General features: G+C 70.3%; 15 protein-coding genes. 5 read left to right on the top strand and 10 right to left on the bottom strand.

The window, feature by feature from the left end; genetic code table 11:
- Positions 1–10: 10 nt before the first annotated feature.
- Both AB0C66_RS05810 and eccD read right to left on the bottom strand, forming a co-directional pair.
- On the bottom strand, positions 11–2,284 hold the full coding sequence (locus AB0C66_RS05810; RefSeq protein WP_362433217.1) for a PQQ-binding-like beta-propeller repeat protein: 2,274 nt from the start codon (positions 2,282–2,284) through the stop codon (positions 11–13).
- A 39-nt stretch (positions 2,285–2,323) separates the two neighbouring features.
- Positions 2,324–3,790 carry a type VII secretion integral membrane protein EccD gene (gene eccD, locus AB0C66_RS05805; RefSeq protein ID WP_362433214.1) on the bottom strand — a complete coding sequence of 489 codons (1,467 nt, stop codon included), beginning with the start codon at positions 3,788–3,790 and terminating at the stop codon, positions 2,324–2,326.
- Between the two features lie 173 nt (positions 3,791–3,963).
- Between eccD and eccCa the strand changes: the two genes are divergently transcribed.
- Complete coding sequence (eccCa, locus tag AB0C66_RS05800) at positions 3,964–7,926, top strand: type VII secretion protein EccCa (RefSeq protein WP_362433212.1); 3,963 nt, start codon at positions 3,964–3,966, stop codon at positions 7,924–7,926.
- Between the two features lie 109 nt (positions 7,927–8,035).
- Here eccCa and AB0C66_RS05795 read toward each other — a convergent pair whose 3' ends face one another.
- From AB0C66_RS05795 to eccB, 6 genes are all read right to left on the bottom strand, one after another.
- On the bottom strand, positions 8,036–8,347 hold the full coding sequence (locus tag AB0C66_RS05795) for a WXG100 family type VII secretion target (RefSeq protein ID WP_362433209.1): 312 nt from the start codon (positions 8,345–8,347) through the stop codon (positions 8,036–8,038).
- Between the two features lie 82 nt (positions 8,348–8,429).
- Entirely contained in the window at positions 8,430–8,807 is a 378-nt protein-coding gene (locus AB0C66_RS05790; protein ID WP_362433207.1) for a hypothetical protein, read from the bottom strand.
- A gap of 117 nt (positions 8,808–8,924) precedes the next feature.
- The gene (gene mycP, locus AB0C66_RS05785) at positions 8,925–10,112 is read right to left on the bottom strand and encodes a type VII secretion-associated serine protease mycosin (RefSeq protein WP_362433205.1); all 1,188 of its coding nucleotides are present in this window, start codon (positions 10,110–10,112) and stop codon (positions 8,925–8,927) included.
- A 1,735-nt stretch (positions 10,113–11,847) separates the two neighbouring features.
- Entirely contained in the window at positions 11,848–12,312 is a 465-nt protein-coding gene (locus tag AB0C66_RS05780) for a hypothetical protein (RefSeq protein ID WP_362433202.1), read from the bottom strand.
- A 171-nt stretch (positions 12,313–12,483) separates the two neighbouring features.
- Positions 12,484–13,764 carry a type VII secretion-associated serine protease mycosin gene (gene mycP, locus AB0C66_RS05775; protein WP_362433200.1) on the bottom strand — a complete coding sequence of 427 codons (1,281 nt, stop codon included), beginning with the start codon at positions 13,762–13,764 and terminating at the stop codon, positions 12,484–12,486.
- A gap of 4 nt (positions 13,765–13,768) precedes the next feature.
- The gene (eccB, locus tag AB0C66_RS05770) at positions 13,769–15,337 is read right to left on the bottom strand and encodes a type VII secretion protein EccB (RefSeq protein WP_362433197.1); all 1,569 of its coding nucleotides are present in this window, start codon (positions 15,335–15,337) and stop codon (positions 13,769–13,771) included.
- Positions 15,338–15,519: 182 nt separating this feature from the next.
- Between eccB and eccE the strand changes: the two genes are divergently transcribed.
- The 3 genes from eccE (at position 15,520) to AB0C66_RS05755 (ending at position 18,058) form a co-directional block, all read left to right on the top strand.
- On the top strand, positions 15,520–16,878 hold the full coding sequence (gene eccE / locus AB0C66_RS05765) for a type VII secretion protein EccE (protein WP_362433195.1): 1,359 nt from the start codon (positions 15,520–15,522) through the stop codon (positions 16,876–16,878).
- Positions 16,878–17,696, top strand: a complete 819-nt coding sequence (locus AB0C66_RS05760) for a hypothetical protein (RefSeq protein ID WP_362433192.1) — start codon at positions 16,878–16,880, stop codon at positions 17,694–17,696. The genes eccE and AB0C66_RS05760 overlap by 1 nt, the downstream gene beginning before the upstream one ends.
- 131 nt (positions 17,697–17,827) lie before the next feature.
- Positions 17,828–18,058 (top strand): DUF397 domain-containing protein, encoded by a 231-nt coding sequence (locus AB0C66_RS05755; protein WP_254745047.1) that lies wholly within the window; start codon positions 17,828–17,830, stop codon positions 18,056–18,058.
- A 103-nt stretch (positions 18,059–18,161) separates the two neighbouring features.
- Here the strand turns inward: AB0C66_RS05755 and AB0C66_RS05750 are convergent, their stop codons facing one another.
- Complete coding sequence (locus AB0C66_RS05750) at positions 18,162–19,550, bottom strand: PQQ-binding-like beta-propeller repeat protein (protein WP_362433188.1); 1,389 nt, start codon at positions 19,548–19,550, stop codon at positions 18,162–18,164.
- A gap of 703 nt (positions 19,551–20,253) precedes the next feature.
- On the opposite strand from AB0C66_RS05750, the gene AB0C66_RS05745 reads away from it, so the two are divergent.
- Entirely contained in the window at positions 20,254–23,766 is a 3,513-nt protein-coding gene (locus AB0C66_RS05745; RefSeq protein ID WP_362433186.1) for an SCO5717 family growth-regulating ATPase, read from the top strand.
- Between the two features lie 150 nt (positions 23,767–23,916).
- Here AB0C66_RS05745 and AB0C66_RS05740 read toward each other — a convergent pair whose 3' ends face one another.
- Positions 23,917–24,870, bottom strand: a complete 954-nt coding sequence (locus tag AB0C66_RS05740; protein ID WP_362433184.1) for a bifunctional riboflavin kinase/FAD synthetase — start codon at positions 24,868–24,870, stop codon at positions 23,917–23,919.
- Positions 24,871–25,034: the final 164 nt, after the last annotated feature.

Raw genomic sequence — 25,034 nt, 5'->3', positions numbered from 1 at the left:
GCGTCCTTCCCTAGTCCATGGGCAGCGCGTAGATGCCACGCCCGTCCACCACGACCACCGTGTCGTCCGTGAGTGCCACCCTGCGTCGCCGCGGCCCTCCTTCGCCGACGTCCAGGAAGCGCCACAACAAGGCGCCGTCCGTGGCGTCGAAGGCGTCGACCTCGGTGTCACTGGTCAAGATCACCCTCCGTCCCGACGGACTGACCATCGTGTCGGGAGTGTCCGAGGCCGCCACGATCTTCCCCGTGAAGTCGTAGGCGCGCTGCCAGCGGACCGTGCCGGTCCGGGCTTCGACGGCGTGCAGCGCGTAGCCGCCGTCGGCGACGTAAGCCGTCTTCCTGTGAACGTACGGCAGGCCGAAGTCCGCGAGATGGCCGTCGGCGTCCTTGCTGAGCGACCGGAGGGACCACACGCCCCGGCTGCCGTGGACCAGGTCGAAACCCCGTAGGGTGTCGGCGGCGGCCGCGACCAGCGTGCTGGTTCCGTCACTGGTGATGAACCCTTCCGTCCCCATGCCGCGGTACACCCGTTGCCAGAGCCGTTTCCCGCTCTCGCGGGCGAAGGCGATGGCTTGTCTGCCGCTTTTGCCGCCACCGCCCATGAGGACCAACGCGTCGTTGAGCAGGTGCCCCTCGGTGAATCCGCCGGGCAGGGTGCGACGCCATGCCTCGTGCCGCGTACCGACGTCGAAGGCGACCGCGGCATGACGGTCGCCACTCCTTCCTCGGTCGACCGTCACGGTGAACCAGACAGTGGACCGGTCCACGGCCAATACCCGCCCGAACTCGGCCTGGGCGTCGCGTCGGTAGTCCTTGCTGCGCCAACGCACCCGACCGGTCAGCGCGTCCAGCACCACCAGTCCGTCGCCCGGGACGAGCAGCGTCTCCGCGTCAGCCGCCCAAGGCGTTCCGGCGGGGCGGAGCCCGTCGCGCGTCCACAACCGCCTGCCGGTGCGCAGATCGATCCCATGGACCGCTGTCCTCCCCGTCAGGATCACGACCCTGTCCCGCCAGACGAGGGGCGCGTACGCGGGTGCCGCTCCCGTGACGTCGTACCGCCAACGAGGGTTGGGCGGCGTGCCCTTGAGACGGCGATGAGAGCGGTGGGCGGCGGCGAGGCGCTCGGCACGCGTCGCGGGCGGCGGGTCGTCGGGCGCCGTCGCGGTCCAGGTGACCGCAGTACCCACCGCGACCCCCGCGGTGCCGCAGACGGCACCGACGAGAAGTCCGCGCCGTGACGGCCCGGTGGACGGCGGTGGCTCCCCACCGTTGTCAGGCGTCGCGGGCGCATCCGTCTCCTGCGGGGAGGGTGTCCGCGCGGTGTCGACTTCCGCGTCCAGTACCGCCGAGGACTGTTCCGACAGCGCGGCGATCACCCGCCCCGGCAGCCACCCCGGCCCCAACAGCGCCGCGGCCGGGCTCACCCCGCCGCGGTCCCGTACGGTCGCGCTCCAGCCCGCGGGGGGCATACCGACCGCAGGTCGGTTCACCCGCGGTGCGAGGCCACCGGCCCATGCGTCCAGCAGGGCCTGAGCCGTTGGCCGGTCCGCCGGGTCAGGAGCGAGACAGGCGCCGAGAGTATCCCTGAGTTCCTCCGGCAGCGTGTCGACGTCCGGCCCCGGTCGCCCCGTCACCGCGTACGCCAGAACCGCGCCCAGCGAGAAGACATCGCCCAGAGGGCGCGGCCGCCCGCCCGCAAGCTGCTCCGGCGGCAGCAAGGCGCGGGCCACCCCCGGCAGCTCCGCCCGGGTCACCCCGTCCGGACCAGCCGCGCGCACGGCACCGAATCCGGCGAGGCGCGGCCCGTCGCCCGCCACGAACACCGTGTCCGGCGCGATACCCGCATGAGCGGTGCCCGCGGTATGGATCCCTGCCAGCGTCTCGGCCAGGGCAGCGCCAAGTGCGCGCACGGTGGCGGGCGGCAGCGGGCCGCGGTGGGCCTCCAGGGCGGCGGGCAGCGGCAGCATCGGCGCGTAGGGGGTAGCGCTCCACGGTGATTCCGCGGGGTCGCCCGCCAGTTCCACGATCGGAGCGAGCCAGCCGGGGAGTTGGCCGGCGGCCAGCAGACGAGCCGTTTCCGCCTCCGCCAGGAAGCGGCCGCGACCGGCCGGATCATCCGCGACCTCCGGCAGCGGTGTGGTGAGTACGACCGTTCTGGCGCCGCCCGCGCTGCGCGCGATGAACTGCCGGGCCGTCACCGTGATCTCGCCCGTCCCCTGGGTCAGCCTCGCAATGAGGTGGTAGGGGCCGAGCCGCCGCGGGTCGTCCGTGGTCAGCGGTTCCACACGCGCGCCCCGCCTTGCCCGGGACGGCCGGGTGCCATGTCAGCCACTGGTCAAGCTCCGCGCGGAGCTGTAGACGTCCAGCACCGCGAGGCACAGCGGCACCAGGGAGAGCAGGAAGGCGCTCTCGGCCAGGTCCGACAGACGTCCCCAGAAGGGGGAGACGCCCACCCGGGGAATGATCAGGGCGATGGCGACGAGCAGGGCGGCGCCCGCGGTCACGGCCGCGGCGAGCCAGATCGTGCGCACGTCGAGCGGACCGCGGTCGTTCTCGGTGACCAGCTTGAGGACCGCGTCGGCGGGCGGGTTCAGGGACATCCCCAGCACCAGCAGCCCGAGGGCGACCAGACCCGCGCCCAGGACCGAGACGACCTGCGCGGTGTAGCGGAAGAGCCGGGCCCGCAGCAGCATCGCCAGTCCCCCGGCGAGAGCCAGCAGCTGGCCCCACATGCTGTCGGAGAAGCCGAGGACCGCGGAGGAGCCCACGACGACGGCGGAGCAGCCGCCGACCAGGCCCAGCAGCATCTCGTGCCCCCGGCGCGCCTGGGTGGCCACCCGCTCGGCGTCCAGCGGCTCGGCGGAGTGCGGGGTGACGGGGTCCAGGGTCTCGTCGGCCGCCGCGTGGGGTGGGGCGTAGCCGATGGGGAGGCGGGCGACGCGCGCCGAAAGACCGGGCAGGAAGGCGATGGCGCCGATCGCCACGACCGAGCAGACGGCGGCGGTCTCGGTGGGGCCGGTCTCGGTGAGGATCGCGCAGAAGGTGGCCAGGGTGCCGACGCTCGAGGCGAAGACGGCCGCGACGAACGGGGCGTCACCCCGCGGCATGGCGGCGACCAGGGCGACGGAGGCGATGAGCACCGTGGCGCAGCCCAGCAGGAACTGGAGGCGGCCGACGCCCTCGCCCTTGTCCAGGGCCAGCAGGCCGGAGCCCGCGATCATCAGATGCGGAAGGGCACCGAGGCCGAGCGCCACGGCGGAGGCGCGGTCGTCGTAGACCCGCGCCCGTACGCCCGCGAGGGCGGTCAGCAGCAGCCCCACCGAGCCCGCGATGATGCCGGGCAGCCCGTGCATATCGTGCCGGAGCGGATCGGCGAACCAGAGCACGAAGCCCATGAGGACCAGGAGGAGCGCGCCGCCGGCCAGGCCCGCGGCACGCAGGAAGCCGTCCCGCCACAGCGCCCGGTCCCGGGTGACGGCCGACGCGATGGCGTCGGAGACGTCGTCGTAGACGGCGGGCGGCAGCGATTCGGCGAACGGCCGCAGGGACAACAGCTCGCCGTCCAGGACCTGCTGGGCGACGAGCGAGCGCGAACTGTCCAGCACCGTGCCGTTGCGCCGCACCAGGTGGTATCCGGTGGGCGCGCCCGCGGGCTGGGTCTGACCGGTCAGCCGGAGGATCTCGGGGTAGACGTCGGCGACGGGGACGTCCTCGGGGAGTGCGACATCGATGCGGCTGTCGGGCGCGACAACAGTGACTCGGCAGAATCCGGTCGTAGCGGACGTACTCACCCTCAGGGCCCCCTTGTTCGGTCTGCTGCCTCGCTCGATGATGCGCGCGGCGGCCACCCTACCCGGGCCATCACGCTGATACGTCGATAGGATCGCTGACTCGCGGAGGGAGGCCGTCGCCACGGGGGTGCCGGACGAGAACTGTCCCTGCCGTGTGGAGGATGAGGGATCCGGTGAGCCAGGTCGTCGTGAAGCGCCAGCCACGGGCTCTGCCGCCCGAGGTGCCGACCGAGGAACTCCGTCTCGAACCGCCCCCGGAGCTGCCGCGGGGGCAGCAAGAGGGCATGCTGATGCAGCTCTTGCCGACCCTCGGCATGGGTTCGTCGATGGTCTACTTCTTCATGCCGGGCGCCGCGCCCATGATGAAGATCATGGGCGTGATGATGATGTTCTCCACGCTCGGTATGACCGTGGCGATGATCATGCGGTACCGGCGGGGTTCCCAGGGCCAGATGGCCGACACCCGGCGCGACTACCTCAAGTACCTGGCGCAGACCCGCCGGACCGTGCGGAAGACGGCCCGTTTGCAGCGGAGCGCGCAGTACTACCTGCACCCCTCCCCCGACCAGCTGTGGTCGGTGGTGGCCGAGGGCAGCCGGGTGTGGGAACGGCGGCTGAGCGATGACGACTTCGGTCAGGTGCGGATCGGGCTGGGCGCGCAGCAGCTCGCCACGCCCCTGATCGCCCCCGACACGGCCACCATCGAGGACCTCGAACCGCTGACGGCGGGCGCGATGCAGCAGTTCCTGGCGGCCCAGGGCTCGCTGGACGGCATGCCGATGGCGGTGTCGCTGCGCGCCTTCTACCACCTCACCGTCTCCGGGGTGCCGGAGAGCGTGCACGGGTCGGCACGGGCGCTGGTCGCCCAACTGGCCACCCTGCACTCGCCGGAGGACCTGGTCATCGCGGTGGTCGCGGCGCGCGCGTCGGCGGAGCAGTGGGAGTGGACCAAGTGGCTCCCCCATATGCAGATCGCGGGCGCGGTCGACGGGGCGGGCTCCCGGCGGCTGTTCGGTGATTCGCTGGCCGAGCTGGAGGAGCTGCTCAAGCCGCGGCTGGAGGGCCGGACCCGGTTCAGCCGGGACGCCCAGCCCGCCCTGGACCATCCGCATGTGGTCGTCGTCCTCGACGGCGGCATCGTGCCCCCTGACTCGGCGTTCGCGGCGGCCGAGGGCCTTCAGGGCGTGACCGTGATCGAGGTGGTGACGGGCGAGCTGGAGGAGCCGCGCGGCGGTCTGTCGATCGTGGTCCGGCCGGGCAAACTGCAACTGCTCTCCCAGGTCGCGGAGTACGACGGCGTCCCGGACACGCTGTCCAGGGAGTCGGCCGAGGCGCTGGGGCGGCAGCTCGCCCCGCTGCGCATGGGCGTCGGCGACGACGACGAACCACTGCTCGCCAACCTCGACTTCACCGATCTGCTGGGCCTCGGCGACGCCGGTTCGGTCGATGTGTCCCGCACCTGGCGGCCACGGTCGCTGGCCGAGCGGCTGCGGGTGCCCATCGGCATCGCCGAGGACGGCTCGCCGGTCATGCTGGACCTGAAGGAAGCGGCCCAGGAGGGTATGGGCCCGCACGGTCTGTGCGTGGGCGCGACGGGTTCCGGTAAGTCCGAGCTGATGCGGACGCTGGTGCTGGGCCTGGCGGTCACCCACTCCTCGGAGACGCTGAACTTCGTCCTGGCGGACTTCAAGGGTGGCGCCACTTTCGCGGGGATGTCCGAACTGCCGCATGTGGCCGCGGTCATCACCAACCTCGCCGACGACCTGACGCTGGTCGACCGTATGCGCGACTCGATCACCGGTGAGCTCCAGCGCCGCCAGGAGCTGCTGCGCTCGGCGGGCAACTACGCCAACATGCACGACTACGAGAAGGCGCGGGCCGCCGGTGCCCCGCTTGAGCCGCTGGCGTCGCTGGTCCTGGTGATCGACGAGTTCAGCGAGCTGCTGACGGCGAAGCCGGACTTCATCGACATGTTCATCCAGATCGGCCGGATCGGCCGTTCGCTGGGTGTGCACCTGCTGCTGGCCTCGCAGCGTCTCGAGGAGGGGCGGCTGCGCGGTCTGGAGACCTATCTGTCGTACCGGATCGGTCTGCGGACGTTCTCCGCGGCGGAGTCCCGTACCGTCCTGGGCGTTCCGGACGCGTACCACCTGCCGTCCATCCCCGGTTCGGGCTATCTGAAGTTCGGCACGGACGAGATGACGCGCTTCAAGGCGGCGTATGTCTCCGGGGTGTACCGCACCGGCACCACGCAGCAGGTCGAGGGCGCCACGCTGCCCATCGAGCGCAAGCCGGTCCTCTTCACCGCCGCGCCGGTGCCGGTGAGCTACGCCGCCCCCGATCCGGCGGCCCTGCTGGCCTCCGCCTCGGCCCGGCCGGACGAGGACGACGCGCTGGCCGAGACGGTCCTCGACGTCATCGTGGGCCGTCTGGAGGGCCAGGGACAGCCCGCCCACCAGGTCTGGCTGCCGCCGCTGGACAAGGCCCCGTCGCTGGACGAGCTGCTGCCGTCGCTGGCGCCCTCGGCCGAGCGCGGGCTCCAGTCGGCGGGCTACGCCCGACCCGGCGGTCTGGTCGTCCCGCTCGGCCTCATCGACAAGCCCTTCGAGCAGCGGCGTGACATCCTCTACCGCGACTTCTCCGGCGCCGCGGGCCATATGCTCGTCGTCGGCGGTCCGCAGTCCGGCAAGTCCACGCTGATGCGCAGCCTGATCGCGGCTTTCGCCCTCACCCACACCCCGGCCGAAGTCCAGTTCTACGGGCTCGACTTCGGTGGCGGCGGGATGAGCACCGTCGCCGATCTCCCCCACGTGGGCGGGGTGGCCTCACGTCTGGACCCGGAGAAGGTGCGGCGGACGATCGCGGAGGTCGCCGGCATCCTGGCCCGCCGCGAGGAGTACTTCCGCTCCCAGAACATCGACTCCATCGCCACCTACCGCCGCCAGCGGGCCAACGGGCTCCACGCCGACCAGGGCTGGGGCGATGTCTTCCTGGTCATCGACGGCTGGGGCAACTTCCGGGCCGAGTACGACATCCTGGACGGCGTGGTCACCGATATCGCCGGACGCGGTCTGGGCTACGGCGTCCACGTCATCGTCACCGCCTCCCGCAATATGGAGGTCCGCGCGTCCCTGAAGGACCAGCTGCTCAACCGGCTCGAGCTGCGCCTCGGTGACACGATGGACTCCGAGTTCGACCGTAAGGTCGCCGCGAACGTGCCGGTGGGCGTCCCCGGCCGCGGTCAGCTCCCGGAGAAGCTCCACTTCATGGGCGCCCAGCCGCGGATCGACGGCGGCGCCGACCCCGAGACGATGACGGACGCGACGGCCGAACTGGTACGCGCGGCGAACGCCGCCTGGACCGGTCCGCAGGCCCCCCGGGTCCGGCTGCTGCCGCGCAGGCTGCGCGCGGACGAACTCCCCAAGGGGTTCGAGCAGCCCCAGCACGGCATCGCGATCGGTATCGACGAGACCAACCTCGAGCCGGTCTTCGTCGACTTCGAGACCGATCCGTTCTTCCTTGTCTTCGGTGAGAGCGAATCGGGCAAGACCGCGCTGCTGCGACTGATGGCGAAGCAGATCACCGAGCGGTACAGCCCGGACGAAGCCAAGATCGTGGTCGGCGACTACCGCCGCTCGCTGCTCGGCGTCATCCCGGATTCGCATCTGCTGGAGTACGCGCCGATCGCCTCGGCCCTGGAGCTCCACGCCAACGCGTTGAACGGGCTGATGGAGCGGCGGGCTCCGAAGCCGGATATCACCCCGCAGCAGCTGCGCGACCGCAGCTGGTGGAGCGGTCCCCAGTTCTTCGTGATCATCGATGACTACGAACTGGTCTCCACCACCAGCGGCAATCCGCTCGCCGTTCTGACGGAGAATCTCCCGTTCGCGCGCGATGTGGGGATGCGGTTCATCATCGCCCGTAGCTCGGCCGGTTCGTCGCGCTCGATGTTCGAGTCGTTCATGCAGCGGGTGAAGGAACTCGGCGCCCAGGGCATGGTGTTGTCCGGCGATCCGAGCGAAGGTGACCTTCTGGGCGGGGTCCGGCCCCGGCCGATGCCGCCGGGCCGTGGCTACTTCGTCTCCCGTAAGCGCGGGATTCCGCTGACTCAGCTCGGGTGGCTGCCCGAGCAGTAGGCCGCCTGGTCATGGGGATTCCTCCCCTGCCTCCCTGGAAAGGGAGGCAGGGGAGGAATGGAACCAGCAGCCCGCCGCAGGCAAAAGACGAACGGGGTGGCGCAATCGTTTAGAACGAGATGTCGCTGAAGAGGTTGGCGTTCCTCTTGTCCGTGCTGTGGTAGTCCATGCTGCCATTACGGACCTTGGCCGCGACATCCTTGAGCGTGGTCTCGATGTGGTTGGCTCGAGCATGGAACTGCTTCTCGGCCGCCAGCATCATCTGGTGAGCCTCGCCCTCCCAGCCGGCGGTCACCTTCTTGACCGCAGCCAGGATGTCATCGATCTGCTGGCGCACCGCCGCAGCGCCTCGATCAAGGTCACCGGCGGTGTCCTGGAGTGAAGCGTATGTGACCTTGATGTCCATAGGGTCGCCGGACATTTATGCCCCCATTTCTGGTGAAGTCTTGATCATGCTCAAAGCCTTGTGTCCACGCCGAGCGCCCGTGTCGCGCCCGGGCGGATCAGTACTTGTCGACCTTGCTGCCCGGCTCGAGACCGTCTTTACCGGAACCGAGGCCGCCACCCGCGTCGGAGCCATTGACGTCGATCCTGCCCAGCATGGAGGCGATCTCACCGTCGTTCGCGCCACTGGACCGGTGGGTGAGCTCCACCGCCTCGTGAATCTGGACGATCAACTGGCGCAATGCCTCGTGGTCCGCGTTCAGAGCGGTCTGCTTCTCGTTGAATTTCATGCCAGCCTGACCCGTCCACGCCGACTCGACTGTGGCGACGGCGTTGATCAGGGTACGCAGGTTTGTGGAGAGGCCTTGGCTGACAAGACCGAGGTCGGTCTCGAACTTCTTGAAAGCTGCGTCGCTAATCCGCTGAGTGCCCGACATGTTCCGCCTTCCCCCATGAAGTGTTGGCGAGTTGGGATGGGGTACTGCTTCAACTCACCACTGAATTCCTACCTACCGTAGGTCGAACTGGCAACCCCTCGCCTTTCGCCCACACCGTCATAGGGCACCACGGCGCCGCCTCATCACAGCGAAGGCGACCGCGCCCCCGACCACAACGGCGACACCGGCTCCCAAAGAGATCCAGAGTGCAGTGTTGTCGCCGTCGTCACCGTCGCTTGCCTTGGTCTCCTTGTCGGGCTTCTGGGCGCCCTGCTTGCCCGAGTCCGAGCCGGAGGAGTGCTTCTTTGATCCAGCGTCCGGTGACCTAGACGCAGAAGAGGAGGGATTTGGTTTCGTCGCGCCCTCACGGGCGAGCAACGGATTGGTAGTGGCGGGACCCGGATCACCCTCGCCGTCCAGAAGGACCTTACGGGGACGAACGGATCCGTATCCGATGTAATCACTCGGAATGTCCCCGGACACGGGCTTCGCCGCGGTCTGCATCATGACCCGGAGGACCTGATTGTTGGTCCACTTGGGGTGCTTGGCCCAGATGAGGGCGGCGGAGGCGGAAGCGAGGGCGGTGGCTTGGCTCGTACCGCGACCAGTGCACGTACCCTGAGTCTCTTCACAGCGCTCGACGATCTCCTCACCAAGCGCCACAAGGCTCACGGAGTCACCAGTCGTAGAGAACTTGGTGGCCTTGCCATGACGATCTATTGCACCCACGCCCACAACACCGGAGAGCGATGCGGGATAGGCAGGGAGATTTACCTTGTTCCGGTCGTTCCCAACGCCCGCAAAGATCAAACTCCCTTTCTTGAGCGCATAGTTCACAGCCTCCTGTGTCTTGGCGTAGTACGAGCGCTCTCCGGGAGCCCCCAGTGAGATATTTAGAACTCTCGCTCCGTGATCAGCAGCGTAGCGAATCGCCTTCGCCATAATTGACCCTGACGATTCAGTGCGCATATCGAGCAACTGGGCCTTGATCGGCAGAATCTTGGCTTCCGGAGCCAAGCCCTGCATGCCGCCCCCAGCCCCTGTTCCAGCGATGAGCCCCGCCATATTCGACCCATGCCCATCAGGGTCCCGCTGTGGATTTGTGCCCTTGCTGGACGCGTCGATTCCCTTCAACAGCTGACCACGCAGTTCGGGCAGAGAGCCGTCGACCCCCGAGTCGATAACAGCGACGGTGACTCCCTTACCCTTACTCACCTTCCACATTTGCTCGGCCTGCATATCCTCCAAGTGCCACTGCTGAGACCTGATGTCCTCCGCGACTGCCACGGGTGCAAGACCGCTCATGGCCACGAGGCTGGCCCCCAACAAGGCGAGAGCCGACAAGGAACGCTGGTGCGCTCCATAGTTCCGAAATGGCATGGGTGAGTGCTCTCCTCGGCCTTGCACCAGTGGCTGACGTGTCAGTCGACGACCGGCGGGACAGTGTCTCGCCGCCCTCCGGTCCAGGTCTCTTCGTCTTCCTGAAGGTAGTCGGGCCTAGTGCCGTTCTGGTCCTGCCGGTCACCAGGGCGGGCCGCTCCGGCTCGAGGCGGAAGCATTCCCGGTGTCTGGGTATTGCGCACCAGGCCCGATCCTCCGGGAGTGAACTCAGACCGGCCCTTGCCTGTTACACGTGGGCCGCCGGTAACCCCTCCCGGCTCCGAAGAGACGCGCCGGGCACCGGTACCACCAGGACCGTGCGTACCTCCGGTGACCGGCTGCGTCCCCGTCCCCATGGGACCGCGTACCGGCATCCCGCGCTCCTCGCCCACGACCGTGGTCCGCGGCAAGCGCTGGCCGTTCGTCGGCCCCTTCCCGTTCGGGCGGTCGACAATGCCACCGCGCTCGGAGGCAAGGCGTCGACCGGGACCGTTGGTGCCGGGGGTGGTCGGTCCGGTGTTGAGGGGGTGGTACCCCCCGCCCATCATGTTTCGTCCCATGAGGGGTCGCTCTTCACCGATCACGTGACTCTGCGGAAGCCGGGACACGGGGCCGCGCGGTGGACGGGACAGCCCGGTAATGCCGTCCTGGGGGCCGATCCGCGGAGGGATTACCGGTCGACCCGTCGGCCCTGGGGGCGTTCCGATGGGCCGCCCAACGGGTGCAGGCGGAGGCCCTCCACGCAGAGTCGGGGGGACGTTCGGCGTGCGGGTAAGCCCCGGGGGAATGACACGACCGGTCCCTGGCACCACGGGGCCAGGGAGGGGGAAGGGGCCCGGTCCGGGGGTGCGCTGCTCCGGGCCAACGGGCGGTGTCGTGGGCAAGGTCGGACGCTCGATGGAGCGATCGATGGGCGGCGCCGTGGAGTCAACGTTCGTGCCCGTCGCCTGCGGACCGGCCGCACCGACGCCCGAGCCGACCTCACCGTTGCTACCGACACCCGGGTGGCTAATCGGCGTGACGCTCCCGGGGCCGGACGAGTGGGGAATACTGGCGAATGACTTCGGGGAGACGCCGCCCTCGCCTCCGCCCGTGGCGGCGTAGGTGTTTCCTCCTCCACCACTGCCAGGGGTCTGATCGACGCCGAATCTGTCGCCGCCTACGTCGGCTGGCAACAACGGAAAATTCGGCTCCTTAAGGTCACTAATGCTGTCGTGACTCACCCTGTAGAACGAGTCCAGCATGTCAATGAGCCGGAGAGCTTCTTGGCGCTCCTCCTCTTTCTCCTTCGACAACTTGGGCTTCCAGTCATCGGGATCGCACTCCTTCTGGCGGGGCATTCCCGACTGGACCCCGTACAGCCCCTGACCTGCCACCCACATGTTCAAACCGACGAGTTGAGTGTATTCGGCCATGACTCGGGTTTGCTTGACCAGTTTCTCACTGTACGCATGGAAGGCTTCCGCGCCTTCGCCTTCCCACTGCGGTCGTTTGGTGTGAGCCAGCAGTTCGTCCGCAAGGTCGTGGAGGGGAGTGGCAGCGCTGAACACCGCCGCCCCTACGTTCACCAGCTTGGCCGGATCCGCGTCGGCAACCATGGCCAACAGCTGCGGGAGTCTCAGGCCGTCGAAGCCGCCTTTAGCCATCTACATCTTCCCCCTCACGACGGGTCGTCTTCAGCTTGATCACTGTCGTTTCCGCCAGGCTTCTGGGCCTTGGGGTGACGGTAGTGCTCCTCCGCTCGCGTCCGGATCTCGCGCAACCGACGGGCCTGTTCCGCGTCCAAGCCGTCGAGGCCCTTCTCCGCTACGATGCCCAATAGCCCGAACGCCTCGATCTGGTCACCGAAGGTCTTGGAGAAGGTCTCCAGCTTGACGTGGATCGTCTCGTACAGCTCGGCCAGGGCGTCGGCCGAGTCGAACTTCTGCGAGGTCGAACTGTAGGCGTCCCTGGTAATGGACTGTTCCGAAAGGTTCCTATTCCCGGCGGGAGACTTCTCCAGAGCGATCAGCACCTGGTCGAGGCGATTCTTGAACTCGGTAAGCGTGTTCGCTTGCTTGGCCAGCCTCTTGCCGAATGGCGACTCAGGCTCAGACCCAGCCCCGTGGTCATCCTTCTGACCCACGCCGCTCCTCCCCGTACCCCGTATGACACCAACGACGTCCTACAGCACTCTAGCCACTCGGCGTGGACACCCCAACTCCCAAGTAGCCTTGCCCGCTCGACAGTTCCGTAACAGTCCCCCGCCCCGGCGAACGTTACCGAGCACACCACATCCGGGCCTGAGTACGCATACCTATTTCGCCGCTCGCCGACGCCGCTGCTCGTTGAGGACGGTCGCCAGGCCCGCGACGACGGTAACGAGGATCACCGCGCCGCCGAAGACATATGTAGCCAGGCGTTCCTTGTGTTCCTGGGGGGTCTCGCCGACCGGGAGGGGGGCGGCGTCCGGGGAGTCGACGTCGGCGGCGGCGTCCTTGTCGAGGGTGACGCGGTCGATGGCCTCGTCGTCCTCGGTGAGGGCGCGGACCGGGTCGACTACTCCCCAACCCACCCGCGAGTCATGACCGTTGATGGAACGTTCGGCGGTCTGCTCGATCTGGGTGACGACCTGGTTCTGCGTCCACCGGGGATGCTTTGCCCGGATCAGGGCGGCGACGCCCGCGACATAGGGGGCGGAGAAGCTGGTGCCGTTGTCGACGCATTGGCCGCCTTTGGGAACGGTGGAGACCATTTCGACGCCGGGCGCCGCCACATCGACGAAGTCGCCGGACTGGGAGAAGGCCGCGCGCTCGTTGTTGCGGTCGGAGGCACCCACCGCGAGGACTCCGTCGTAGGCCGCGGGGTAGGTCTCCCGCAGCTTTCCGTCGACGCCGTCGTTCCCCGCGGAGGCGACCACGACGACATCCGCCTTCAGGGCATCTCGGACGGCGCGTTGCAGCCTGTTGTTGGTCCGGAGCGGTTTGGCGGTGTCCTGGGAGATGTTGATGACCGCGGCGCCCGCCCTCACCGCTTTGCCGATGGAGTCGGCCATGGTGTCGGTCGTACCGGATCCCTTTTCGTCGTTCTGGCGAATCGGAATGATCCTTGCCGCTGGAGCGATACCGACAAATCCGGTATCGGGGTGGGGGCGGGCGGCGATGATGCCCGCGACCTTGGTGCCGTGGCCGACCAGGTCGTCGGTGCCGTTGCCCTTTTTCCCCTTCTCCATCCGGTCTTCTTTCTTCTTCTTCGGAGGCAGGACCTCCGTGCCGAGCTTGGTGTCGACGGCGTCCTTCAGTTGGTCGTTGGTGTTGTCCACGCCCGTGTCGATGACGGCGACCTTCACGGGACGGCCGTTCTTCTCCTTGCCTTTGGTGTCCTGCCACAGCTGGTCGAGCACAACCCGCTGGAGCGACCAGGGGGTGCCCTTTATGGGCTTGGCGGGATAAGTGCACTCGCCGTTGCCGGCCAGGGACGTGGCGGCTGCCGGGGACGGCGTGAGCGGGCCGCTCGCGGCGGTCAGCGCCGTGAGGGAGGCCGCGGCCGACAGGGCCAGGGATCGGGTGGTGCGCCACCTGCGCTGGGGATTCCTCATGACCTCAGGACCCCTGCGGCTGCCGGGCGCTGTTCTTGTCCAGCCGCGGCCCACGGGGCAGGAACTCGGACCAGGTGTCGGGCACCTTCACCGGATCCACCTCCTTGTAGCCGAGCCGCTGTTTGGCCTCCTCGGCGTTCTGCTGAGCCGCACCGGCCGCTGATTTGTCGGCGGGATCGGCGCCGATCTTCGACTTCCCGGAATCGCTGTCGTTGTTGACCTGGACGGCATAGCGAAGTCCGGTGTCGGTCACCAGGAACACCGAGCCGGTATTGACCTCGTGGCCCTTGATCTGGCGGTAGAGGATTCCGGAGCCGGGGCTGACGTAGGCGCTGGTGGCACCGTCCGGAATGGTGGCCGGGAAATCACGGCCGGCCCAAGTGGCCATCCTGGGTTCGCCCTTCGCGCTGACTCCGCGCAGGATGCTGCAACTGGTGTCGCGGGCGCTGCTGCCCAGCTCCGGGTCGACGGAATTGGCCTGGGCGGGGATTTCGTCGGGCCAGTTGTAATCGCCGTAGAACTCCTCCCCATCCGAGGTGAAGGAGCCGGGGCGCACCTGCTCCGGGCGGTTCTTCTGCCCCAGATCGTTCAGCTCCGTACTGCTGAGCAGCAGCTTGGCGACAAACTGCGAGATGCGCTGCACCTTCCCCTTGAGCACCACGTAGTTCTGCTTGCCCGTGCCCGTCGAGGCCTCCAGGACCATGCCGATGTGATTGGCCTTCTCCCCGAGGCTGGGCACTCCGGCATCGGCGGCGACGGTGCCCGGGATGTCCGGGAAGGTGATGGGCTTGCCGTTCCGGAAGGTGGCGAGCCAGTCGTCGGTCACCCGCTGGGGCTTGTCACCGTCGTGGAAGACGGTGCGCAGCATCAGGTTGTAGGCGGACGGGGAGGTCTTCTTGAGGTCCCCGCCGCCGATGAGGTACTTGGTGCCCTTCGGGTCGACGACATAGCGGTCACCGTCCTTGTTTTCCACATAGAGGGCCTGACCACCGTGGAGCGCCTGCGAGCCGTGCAGCTTCTTCAGCTTGGGGTCGCGATCGGAGAAGAGGAAGACGGCCTTCTGCGTGGTCTTCCCGTTCCCGCCCGGCTGTACGCAGACCGCCCATTCCTTCTGCTTCATCGCCTCGTCGGCCGGGGGCAGCCGGTCCGGGGCGTAGGGAATGCCGATCGTCGGGCCGCGTGGGATGTGGCCGTTGTCGAGTTCGGATTCCTTCACCTTGACGATGCTCGACTTGTCGGGGTCGAGCAGGAGTTTGGCGGAGGCGAAGTTGAGGACGGGGTGCAGCTGGACCTTGCCGTCGGTCTTGAGCACGACGTAGCGGGTGGTCGAGTCGCTGCCGACGACAACATGCGAGGCGACGTCGTCCCAGCCCTTGGGGGCCACCGGTTTGAACATGCCCCAGGCGCCGAATCCCGCGAGGATCAGGGCCCCGACCACCACCCCGGGGAGCACCGCACGCAGCGGACGCGGAGCGCCCTCCTCGGTGCCGCTCGGCGTCGGTTGCAAGAAGGCGGCGACTGTCCGCTTCTTCGCAAAGATATAGGCGTTGAGTTCATCCCGCCGTGATGCCATGTTTAGCCGCTTCTCCCCGCTTTTCGGCCTCGGTAGTCAGGTGGCCTGCCCTCGGACCGGGTCTCGTACCGACCCTCTACTATGCCGGTAGTCAATGGACTCATGGTGCTCGGGGACACTCTTGGGGAAGAGCAACGACCGAGCCGTTGGGGCGGGTTTCGGACTGTAAGGGGCTGACGGGGATGGCTGCCGCAACGCGCGCACGTACCGCGAGGAGCGCGTCCGGCCGGCGCACAGCGGGCGGGGCCGGTGCGCCGGCCCCGGCCCCGGCTCCCCCGGCCGCGGGGGGCGCCACGGGAGCCGCCCCGAGCACGGTGACGCCGCGTCCGCTGGCCCGCCCCGGCAGCCTCGGCCCGCTGCGGCTGCAACAGCTCGTGCTCGTCGAGGTGGCCGCGGCGATCGTGCTGGTGGCCTGGGTCATCGACGAACTGATGCTGGTTCCCGCGGCGGTGGTGGGCGTGGTGCTGGTGCTGCTGGCCGTGGTCAGCCGCCACCAGCAGCCGATCCCGGAGTGGCTGGCCACGGCCCTGGCGCTGCGCGGCCGCCAGCGGCGCGCGTCGCAGCCGGTCGACGCGGGCACCGACCCGGGCTTCACGCCCGTCGTCGAATGCGAGCCCGCCCTGCGGACGTACACGTACACCGACCGTGACCGCCGCGCGGTGGGCATGGTCGGGGACGGCACCTTCCTGACCGCCGTCCTCCAGGTGGAGGCGGTGGACGCGCCGCTGCGCCCCCAGCGCGCCCAGCGCCCGCTGCCGCTCGCGCTGCTGCGCGACGCCCTGGACGTGGACGGGATCCTGCTGGAGTCGGTGCAGGTCGTGCAGCACGCGATGACCGCGCCCGCGCCCCATCTGCCCGCGCAGGCGGTAGCGGTGCGCAACTACGGGCCCTTGCAGGAGCACACCGGCGCGCCGTCCACCCGGCTGACCTGGGTGGCGCTGAAGTTCGACCCGGAGCTGTGCCCGGAGGCCGTGGAGGCGCGCGGCGGCGGTCTGGCGGGTGCGCAGCGCTGCGTGCTGCGCACGGCCGACCAGTTGGCGAGCCGGTTGCAGGGGGCCGGTTTCGGGGTGACGCTGTTGACGGAGGAGGCGCTGACCGCGGCCATCTCCACTGCCGCGAGCGTCAATCCGGTGGCGACGGCCCAGGCCCGGCAGACCAACACCCTCTCGCGGCGCACCGTGGAGAGCTCCCGCACCTGGCGCTGCGACGATCGCTGGCACACCACCTATTGGGTGGGCCGCTGGCCGCAGCTGGGGCCGAGCGCCGCCCCGCTTCCCCATCTGGCCGCGCTGCTGACCTCGCTGCCCGCGCTGGCCACGACCCTGAGCCTCACCCTGCGCCGCGGGGGCACCCAGGGCGGTCGGCACGCTCCGACGGTGAGCGGGCATATCCGGATCACCGGGCGCAGCGCCGATGAACTGGTGCAGATCCGGCGTGAGTTGCAGCGCGCCACGCGCGGGGTTCGGGTTGGGCTGGTCCGGCTGGACCGCGAGCAGGTGCCCGGTGTCCTCGCCACTCTGCCCCTGGGAGGGACCCACTGATGGCCACGCCGACGACCGCCCCCTACGGCGCCCCTGGCCCGTACGGAGGCACCACACCGGCCCCCGCCCCCGCTCCCGGTGGCGCGGGCGATGCGGCCACCGCCCCCGCACCCCGCAGGATGCGGCGCGGCTTCGGGCTGATCGGGCCCCGGCGGCAGCCGCATGAGCTGTCCCCGGAGCAGTTCGACGCACTGGCGCTGCCGGTCGGCGACGACGGGGTGGTGATCGGCATCGGCGCCCGGGACCAGCCCGCGGTGCTCGGTCTGCACCGTCCGACACCGTTCAACATCCTGCTGGTCGGCGGATTGTGGACGGCGCAGGTCATCGGGTTGCGCGCGGTGGCCACGGGAGCGCGGGTCACCGTCGAGACCGGCCGCCGCCAGATGTGGACCGCGCTGACCCAGGCGGCGAACGGCGGCCACGAGAGCATCACCCTCCACGACGTGGGCCGGGTGCCGCCACAGGGGGCGTCGATCGGCAGCCCGGTGCTGGTGATCCGGGACGCGGGTATGCGGCCGCCGCGCGGCCGGGTGTCCGCGGCCCCCTGGCAGTCGGTGATGACGCTGCTGCCCTATCTGAGCCCGGTCGCACCGCGGCTGATGGAGAACGCCGAGCTGGTCGGCGTACAGCGGGTCTCACCCGACGAGGCCGCACAGGTGGGGAAGATCATGGGGCTGCCCACCACGGACGTCGAGTCTCTGTCCACACTGCCGGACGGGGTCACCCTGTGGTGCAACCGCCGCTCGCGGCTCTATGTGGCCACACATCCCACCGATGTGGAGACGGGGCTGCTGGGCGGGGCGCGCCGGATGGACTGACGCCACGTCGGCTCACCGTGCGTCTCTCCCCGGTGGTTCTCCGTGTTCGATTGCCGCGGCCAGCGCGGTGGATCAGACTTGTCACCATCGGGCGGACGGATGTCCGCGGTATGTGAAGGGAATCTCCACCGATGGCTGACGCCAAAGAGAAGGCAGAGCTGTACGCCCTCGACATCTCGGATGTCGAGTGGCTCAGTGCGCCTGGCAGCACCTCCGAGGACCGGGTGGAGATCGCCTACCTGCCGAACGGGGCGGTGGCGATGAGGAGTTCCGCCGACCCCGGGACGGTGTTGCGCTACACGGAGGCCGAGTGGCGCGCCTTCGTGCTGGGCGCACGGGACGGCGAGTTCGACCTGCGCTGAGGAGTACGGCGGAGGGGGCGGACACCGGCCGGTGTCCGCCCCCTCCGCCTGTCTCCAGCGGTACCGGGGATGCTCAGGCGGCGTTCAGGCGGTGTTCAGGTTGTCAGGGGCCGAAGGCGATCAGGAGCTTCTCGTGGGCGCCAGAGGTCCCCGTGACGCGGTCCGAGGCGATGTAGAAGGTGCCGTTCCGGTAAATCCGGGTGGCGGTGGCGAGACCGAGCTCCGTCTTGCGGGTGGCCCGGGGCAGTTGGAGCAGCTTCTTCGGTGTTCCACCGCTGGGGCCGACACGGACGACCATCCCGCCGCGGGAGAGCGTGGGCTCCTCGTAGGCGATGAGGTTCTTTCCGTCCATGCTCAAGGGGAGCAGCATCCGGCCGCTCACCTTCAGGGCCCACTTCTTCTTGCCGCTGTCCAGGTCGAACGCGTGGATCTCGGTGGTGGGGCCCGCACCGCCCGGTTTCAACTCGGTCGGCAGGTAGAAGGTGTCGGCGGTGGCGGCGACGCCCTGGCAGGCGCCCATATCGGTGCCGAAGAGGTCCATCCCGCACTGCGGCTGATAAGACCGCTTGCCGAGGGCCAGGGCGGAGCGCTCCTTGCCCTGGTCCGAAATGGCCAGCACCCCACCGGACTTGCGGTCCTCATTGCTGAGCGCGACAACGGCCGGGCTGCTGGAGAAGATCTTGCTGACCTTGAAGCCCTTACGGACGACATAGGTCCACTTGATCTTTCCCTCCGGGGTGAACCGCTGGAGTTTGGCGGTGCCGTCGTCGCAGGAGTACGCGCGCACCAGGACCTTGCCGCCCGCGTAGCCGTCCACCGAGCAGGCGGGGCTCATCGTGCCCGGCGAGACCTCCTTGCCGTTGTCGACCCTGACCATGGCCGAGCCGCCGAACCAGGCCAGGCCGACCAGATTGCCGCTCTGTGCCATGCCCATCTCCGAGTGGTCGCCGCCGAAGAGGCCCCCCTCGGGCGCCTCGTGGTCCCAGAGCTTGACGCCCTTGTCGAGGTCGATGAGGGCGAGCCGGCTGCACGAGTTCTTACGGTGGCCCGCGTAGGCGACCACGACCTTGCCGTCCGTGGCCGAGTCCGGCGCGGCGCACACGGGCTTGGGCAGCGACAGCGACCACTTCTCGCTGCCGTCGTCCTTATAGGCGGTCACCCTGTCGTCAACGGCCTTGACGACATGGCCCTTCCGCACCCAGAAGCCGGGCACGTCCACACCGCGCCGGGTGAGATCGGGCGCGGGCGTCTGGAACAGGACCTTGGCCTCGCCCGGCCGCCGGACGTCGTTGGGGTCGCTCTCGTCGCCGTCCGGGACCTTGTCGTCGCCTCCGCCGCCACCGGTGGGCTCGGCCGCCGGCTCCTTACGGTGGGGCTCGGCCGAGGCGCCGTTCGACACGGCGGTGGGCCTCTTGGGCCCGTCGTCGCCACTGTCGTCACCGAGGACGGCGAGGACCGCGCCGCCCGCCGCGAGCAGCACCGCCAGCACCATGCCGATGACGATGGCCTTCCGCTTCCTGCCACCACCGCCACCGCTGCCGCTGCCGCCGTCGACAGGGGGTATGCCGTACGGGGGCGTCGGGGTCGTGGCGTACGGATTGCCGGGGGCGGGCGTCGGCGGCCCCGGGGGCGGCGGGACGTCGGGAGCCGGTGGTGTGGACGGGCTCGTGGGGAGTGCCCCGGTATGCCAGATCTGCGGTGGCGTGGACCCGTTCGACCGGGACGGAGTAGCCGGAGACGGAGCGGCCGGAGGCGGGGTCGGTGGAACCGGCGGCTGCGCCGGGGGGCCGAAGGCGCCACGGGACGGCTCGGGTTCCGGTGGCGGGCCGAAGCCCCCCGCCGGCGGTTGGCGGGGCGGTCGGGGCGGCCGCGGCATCAGCGCTCACCTCTTAGGCGGGTCCGTCGGCATTCGAGCGGGTTTATTTCTACCACCGGACCCCGGGGCTCCCCCCGGGCGCGAGCGGGTTTACGGCCGCGTGAGACACGGTGAGGCATCGGACAGGTCTGAGTGCCGGACGGGCCTGCCATAGCGACGCTCAGGGTGATTAGTCTTGGTGTACGCGGTGGAGAACCTGATCAGGTATCCCCGGCGTCACCAAAGGGGAAATAGCCGTACGGTCGGACGACAGCAACGATCGGCAACGGATCGGCCTCGCCGAGAATTCCAAGGGTGCTCGACCACACCAGGAGGCATTGTGAGCAGCGATCGGGACGAGATCCGCGCGGGCGGAACCACACCCGGCGATGATCGGTCCGACGCGGAGACCGAGCACACCGGCGAGTTCACCATCGACTACACCCCGCCCGCCTGGTACACGCAGAACGCTTCGCCGTCACCGGCCCCGCCCGCCCCCGGCCCGACCGGGACATCCCGGACATCCGGGAACAGTATCGGATCCGGGGTGGACACGGGGGCCGGCGCGGGGGCCGCACCCCCGCCTCCGCCGCCCCCGACCGGAACCCCGGTGCCCGCACCGGGCGTTCATGATCCGCATGGCTTCGCGGGGGCATGGCCGCCGCCCCCGGCGCCGTCCACCGCGCCCGCACCGACGGGGCCCGACCAGATAGCGAACGGCCCCGGCGGCGCCGCTCCGGGCGGGTCCGACGAGGGCGAGGCGCATACGCGCCCCGGGGACGAGGCCGGGCCGGGCGGGACGGACGACGAGCACTCCGCTACACCCCCCGCGACACCTTATGCGCCCGACTTCTCCCCAAACCCGATGATTCCGCCCGCCATTGACGCCGACGCGGGCGACCTCGGCGCGGAGAGCTCGAGGAGCGCGGCGCGCGACGAGCGGTCGGAGCGGGACACCACCGCTGAACCGGCCTCGGAAGCCGCGGAGAAGGACGACGACTACGCGCTGCCGCCGGTCACCGCGCCGAAGCCCACCGCCGAGGCCGACGCCGACCCCGCCCCCGAGGACGCCCCCGCAGACGGGAGCGACGGCGGCGAGCTCCGCAGTGAAGGCACGCTGCGCTTCTCGACCGCCGCCCTGCGGGCGGAGATGGCCGAACTGCGCGGCGCCGGTGGCCCTGAAAGCACCGAGAGCCCCAGCAGCTCCGGGAGCGACACAGGGGGCGACGCCGCAGACGTCTCGGCGCCCACCAGCGGCGAGGTGCGCAGTGAGGGCACCATGCGGTTCTCCACGGCCGCGCTGCGCCAGGACTTCGCGGAGCGGCGTAAGGCCGAGAGCGAGGCGGCGGCCGACGACGAGCCCCAGGACGCGATCCCTGAGGGCGCGGCGCAGCAGGGCGCACCCGAGGCGCCTGCGCAGCCGCCGGCCACGCCGTGGGCGCCTCCGGCCGCTCCGCAGTCCGGACTGCCGCCGCTGCCACCGGACTTCCAGCCCGCCGCGCCGCGGAGCTCGGACGGCGGTACGGCCGGTTCGGGCGTGCCGACCGCGCCGGAGCCCCCCGCGCCCTCCACCCCACAGCCCGACGCGGGCGCCCCGTGGTCCCCCGCGAGCGGGGCCGCCGCGGCATCGGTCCCGGAGCAGCGGGGAGCCTGGGCACCGCCGGTGCCCGGTACGCAGGGTCAGCCCGCGCCCGGCATCCCGGCGCCCGCGGCCCCGCAGAGCGGTTACGGCTACCCGCGCCCCGGCGAGGGCGCCCCGGGTCCGCTTCCCGGCCAGCCCGGCCCCGGTCAGCAAGGTCCGGGTGCCCAGCCCGTTCCGGATCCCCACGCACAGCCCGGCCCCGGCCCATACCCGGGCCCCGGGGCGCAGCCCGCCCCCGGTCAGCAGGGCCCGGGTGCCCAGCCCGTTCCGGGCCCCCACGGCGGTCCCGGCCAGCCCGGCCCCACCCCGTTCCCGGGACAGGGCCAGAGCCAGGGCGGCGCACCCGCTCCCGGTGGCCAGCCCCCGGCCGCCCCCGGTCCGCAGCCGCCCCCGTACGGCTATCCGCACCAGGGACAGCCCGGGACCGCCGGTCCGGGCCAGCCCCCGGCGCCCGCGCCCGCACAGGGTGGCTACGGCTTCCCGCGTCCGCAGCCGCAGCCGGAGCCCCAGGACGCCGTACCGCCGAACCACCCACAGCCGCCCCCCGCGACCCAGCCCATGCCGCAGGGACAGCAGGGACAGCCGGGCCAGCCCGGACCGTACGCCCAGCCCGGACCGCAGGGACCGGCCCAGGGCCAGGACGGCTACGGCTACCCGCGCCCCGACGCGGCCCCCGCACCACAGGACGGCTACGGCTACCCGCGCCCCGACGGCGGCGCGGCCGCCGCCAACGCCGGTGCCACCCCCGCTGCCGGGGCGGACGCTCCTGCCGATCCGCGGACCGGCGGCTGGCCCATCGTCACTCCGGACGAGCGCCGCCAGGCCGCCCACGGCGCGGGTGCGCCGCTCGGTTACACGGCGGCGGTCGAGCTGTCGTCGGACCGGCTCATCCGGGGCAAGCAGAAGCCGAAGAAGAACAACGTCGGCAGCTCCCGCTTCAAGTTCGGCGGCAAGAAGGAGGAGGCGGAGCGGCAGCGCAAGCTGGAGCTGATCCGTACACCGGTGCTGTCCTGCTACCGCATCGCGGTGATCAGCCTCAAGGGCGGCGTCGGCAAGACCACCACGACCACCGCACTCGGAGCGACCCTGGCCACCGAGCGCCAGGACAAGGTCATCGCGATCGACGCCAACCCCGACGCGGGCACCCTGGGGCGCCGGGTGCGGCGCGAGACCGGCGCGACCATTCGCGACCTGGTCACCGCGATTCCGTATCTCAACAGCTATATGGACATCCGGCGGTTCACCTCACAGGCCCCGTCCGGTCTGGAGATCCTCGCCAACGACGTTGACCCGGCGGTCTCCACGACCTTCAACGACGAGGACTACCGCCGCGTCATCGACGTCCTGGGCAAGCAGTACCCGCTCGTCCTCACCGACTCGGGCACCGGTCTGCTGTACAGCGCGATGCGCGGAGTGCTGGATCTCGCCGACCAGTTGATCATCATCTCCACCCCCTCGGTGGACGGCGCGAGCAGCGCGAGCACTACGCTCGACTGGCTGTCCGCACACGGCTACGCGGACTTGGTCTCGCGCAGCCTCACCGTGATCTCGGGGGTCCGGGAGACCGGAAAGATGATCAAGGTTGACGACATCGTGTCGCACTTCGAGACGCGCTGCCGCGGTGTGGTCGTCGTGCCGTTCGACGAGCATCTGTCGGCGGGCGCCGAAGTGGACCTCGACATGATGCGGCCGAAGACCCGGGAGGCGTACTTCAACCTCTCGGCCCTCGTCGCGGAGGACTTCGCCCGCGCCCAGCAGGCACAGGGGCTGTGGACGGCGGACGGCGGCAGCACCCCGCCACCGCTGGTGGCCCCGCCGATGCCCGTGCACGGTCAGGGGCAGCAGTACCCCGGCCAGGCGCAGGGGCAGCAGCCGGGTCCGCAGCAGGGGCAGGGGCAGGGCCAGCCGCAGCCCTACCCGGGGCCGTACGCGCCCCAGCCGGGAGGACAGCCGCAGCCCCAGGGCCAGCCGCAGCCGGGGCAGCCCCAGCCCGGCTATCCGCAGCCCGGCCAGCCCCAGGGCTACCCCCAACAGGGCCAGCCGGGCCAGCCCGGCCCCCAGCAGGGATGGCAGCCGCCGCAGGGACAGCCGCCCCAGCAGGGCCAGCCGGGACAGGCCCAGGCCCAGCCCGGGCAGCCGTGGCCGCCCGGTCAGCCCGCACAGCAGGGGCAGCCGTGGCAGCAGCAGCCCCCGGCCGGGCCCCAGCAGTAGCGGCGCGACGCGCCGGCACCAAAGGCATCGCCCCGCCGGACCGGATGATCCGGTCCGGCGGGGCGATCGCCGTATGAGCCGCTCTGAACGCACCGGGAAGGAATCGGGAAGAAAGGCCCCGGGGATAGCCGGGAGTAAGGGCGGCGGGCCTCAGCGGCCGCCGTGCTCCTCGACCAGTTCGCGCGCCCGCTTCACATCGGCCGCCATCCGCTCCAGCAGCGCCTCGATCGAGTCGAACTTCTCCTGGCCCCGCAGATAGGCGAGGAAGTCCACCTGGACGTGGAGTCCGTACAGATCCAGTCCCACGCGGTCGATCGCATACGCCTCGACGGTCCGCTCGGTGCCGTCGAACTGCGGGTTGGTGCCGACCGAGATGGCCGCGGGCATCTCCTCGCCGCCGGCGGTGAGCCAGCCCGCGTAGACGCCGTCGGCGGGGATCGCGGTATGCGGCAGGGTCTCCAGGTTGGCCGTGGGGAAGCCCAGTTCACGGCCGCGCTGGGCGCCGCGCACCACCACGCCCTCGACGCGGTGCGGCCGTCCGAGCACCTCCATGGCGCCCGTGACGTCCCCGTCGGCGACCAGCCTGCGCACCAGCGTGGACGAGAACGCCTCGCCGCCGCCCGCCTCGCCGCGCTCGTACAGGTCGATCACCTCGACCTCGTAGTCGTAGGTGGCGCCCAGCTCGCGCAGGAACGCCACGTTCCCCGCGGCCTTGTGGCCGAAGCGGAAGTTGGGGCCCTCGACGACCACACGGGCGTGGAGCTTGTCGACCAGCACCTTCACCACGAAGTCACCCGGGGTGAGCCGGGAGAACTCCGCCGTGAACGGCAGGATGAGCACCGCGTCCACGCCCAGGTCCGCCATCAGCTCCGCGCGCCGCTGGTGGGTGGCGAGCAGCGGGGGGTGGCTTCCGGGGCGTACGACCTCGCTGGGGTGCGGGTCGAAGGTGACCACGACCGCAGGGACGCCCAGCTCACGCGCGCGTGCCACCGCGCGGCCGATGATCAGCTGGTGTCCTCGGTGCACCCCGTCGTAGGAGCCGATGGTGACGACGCTGCGTCCCCAGTCCTCGGGGATGTCCTCCAAGCCACGCCAGCGCTGCACTTTGCCCGCTCCTCGCCCGAACCTTTGTCTGTCGACTTCGCAGGTCTAAGAGTGCCATGCCGTCGGCACGTCCCTTGCATCGGTGGCCACTCCGGGCGCCCGGCCCCGTCTTCACCACGGCTGCCAGGGGCCTCGCGAGATGTCACGCGCCCCCTTTCACTCCC

It is taken from the genome of Streptomyces sp. NPDC048636, from assembly GCF_040650655.1.
In the GTDB taxonomy this organism is placed as follows: Bacteria; Actinomycetota; Actinomycetes; order Streptomycetales; family Streptomycetaceae; genus Streptomyces.
The sequence above is the reverse complement of the archived record's forward strand: the minus strand, read 5'-3'. Positions and strand labels throughout refer to the sequence as shown.

Coding starts and splice junctions, on each gene's coding strand:
- AB0C66_RS05795 (WP_362433209.1), bottom strand. CDS start 8,347: ATGTCCGGCGACCCTATGGACATCAAGGTCACATACGCTTCACTCCAG.
- AB0C66_RS05790 (WP_362433207.1), bottom strand. CDS start 8,807: ATGTCGGGCACTCAGCGGATTAGCGACGCAGCTTTCAAGAAGTTCGAG.
- mycP (WP_362433205.1), bottom strand. CDS start 10,112: ATGAGCGGTCTTGCACCCGTGGCAGTCGCGGAGGACATCAGGTCTCAG.
- mycP (WP_362433200.1), bottom strand. CDS start 13,764: ATGAGGAATCCCCAGCGCAGGTGGCGCACCACCCGATCCCTGGCCCTG.
- eccB (WP_362433197.1), bottom strand. CDS start 15,337: ATGGCATCACGGCGGGATGAACTCAACGCCTATATCTTTGCGAAGAAG.
- eccE (WP_362433195.1), top strand. CDS start 15,520: ATGGCTGCCGCAACGCGCGCACGTACCGCGAGGAGCGCGTCCGGCCGG.
- AB0C66_RS05760 (WP_362433192.1), top strand. CDS start 16,878: ATGGCCACGCCGACGACCGCCCCCTACGGCGCCCCTGGCCCGTACGGA.
- AB0C66_RS05755 (WP_254745047.1), top strand. CDS start 17,828: ATGGCTGACGCCAAAGAGAAGGCAGAGCTGTACGCCCTCGACATCTCG.
- AB0C66_RS05750 (WP_362433188.1), bottom strand. CDS start 19,550: ATGGTGCTGGCGGTGCTGCTCGCGGCGGGCGGCGCGGTCCTCGCCGTC.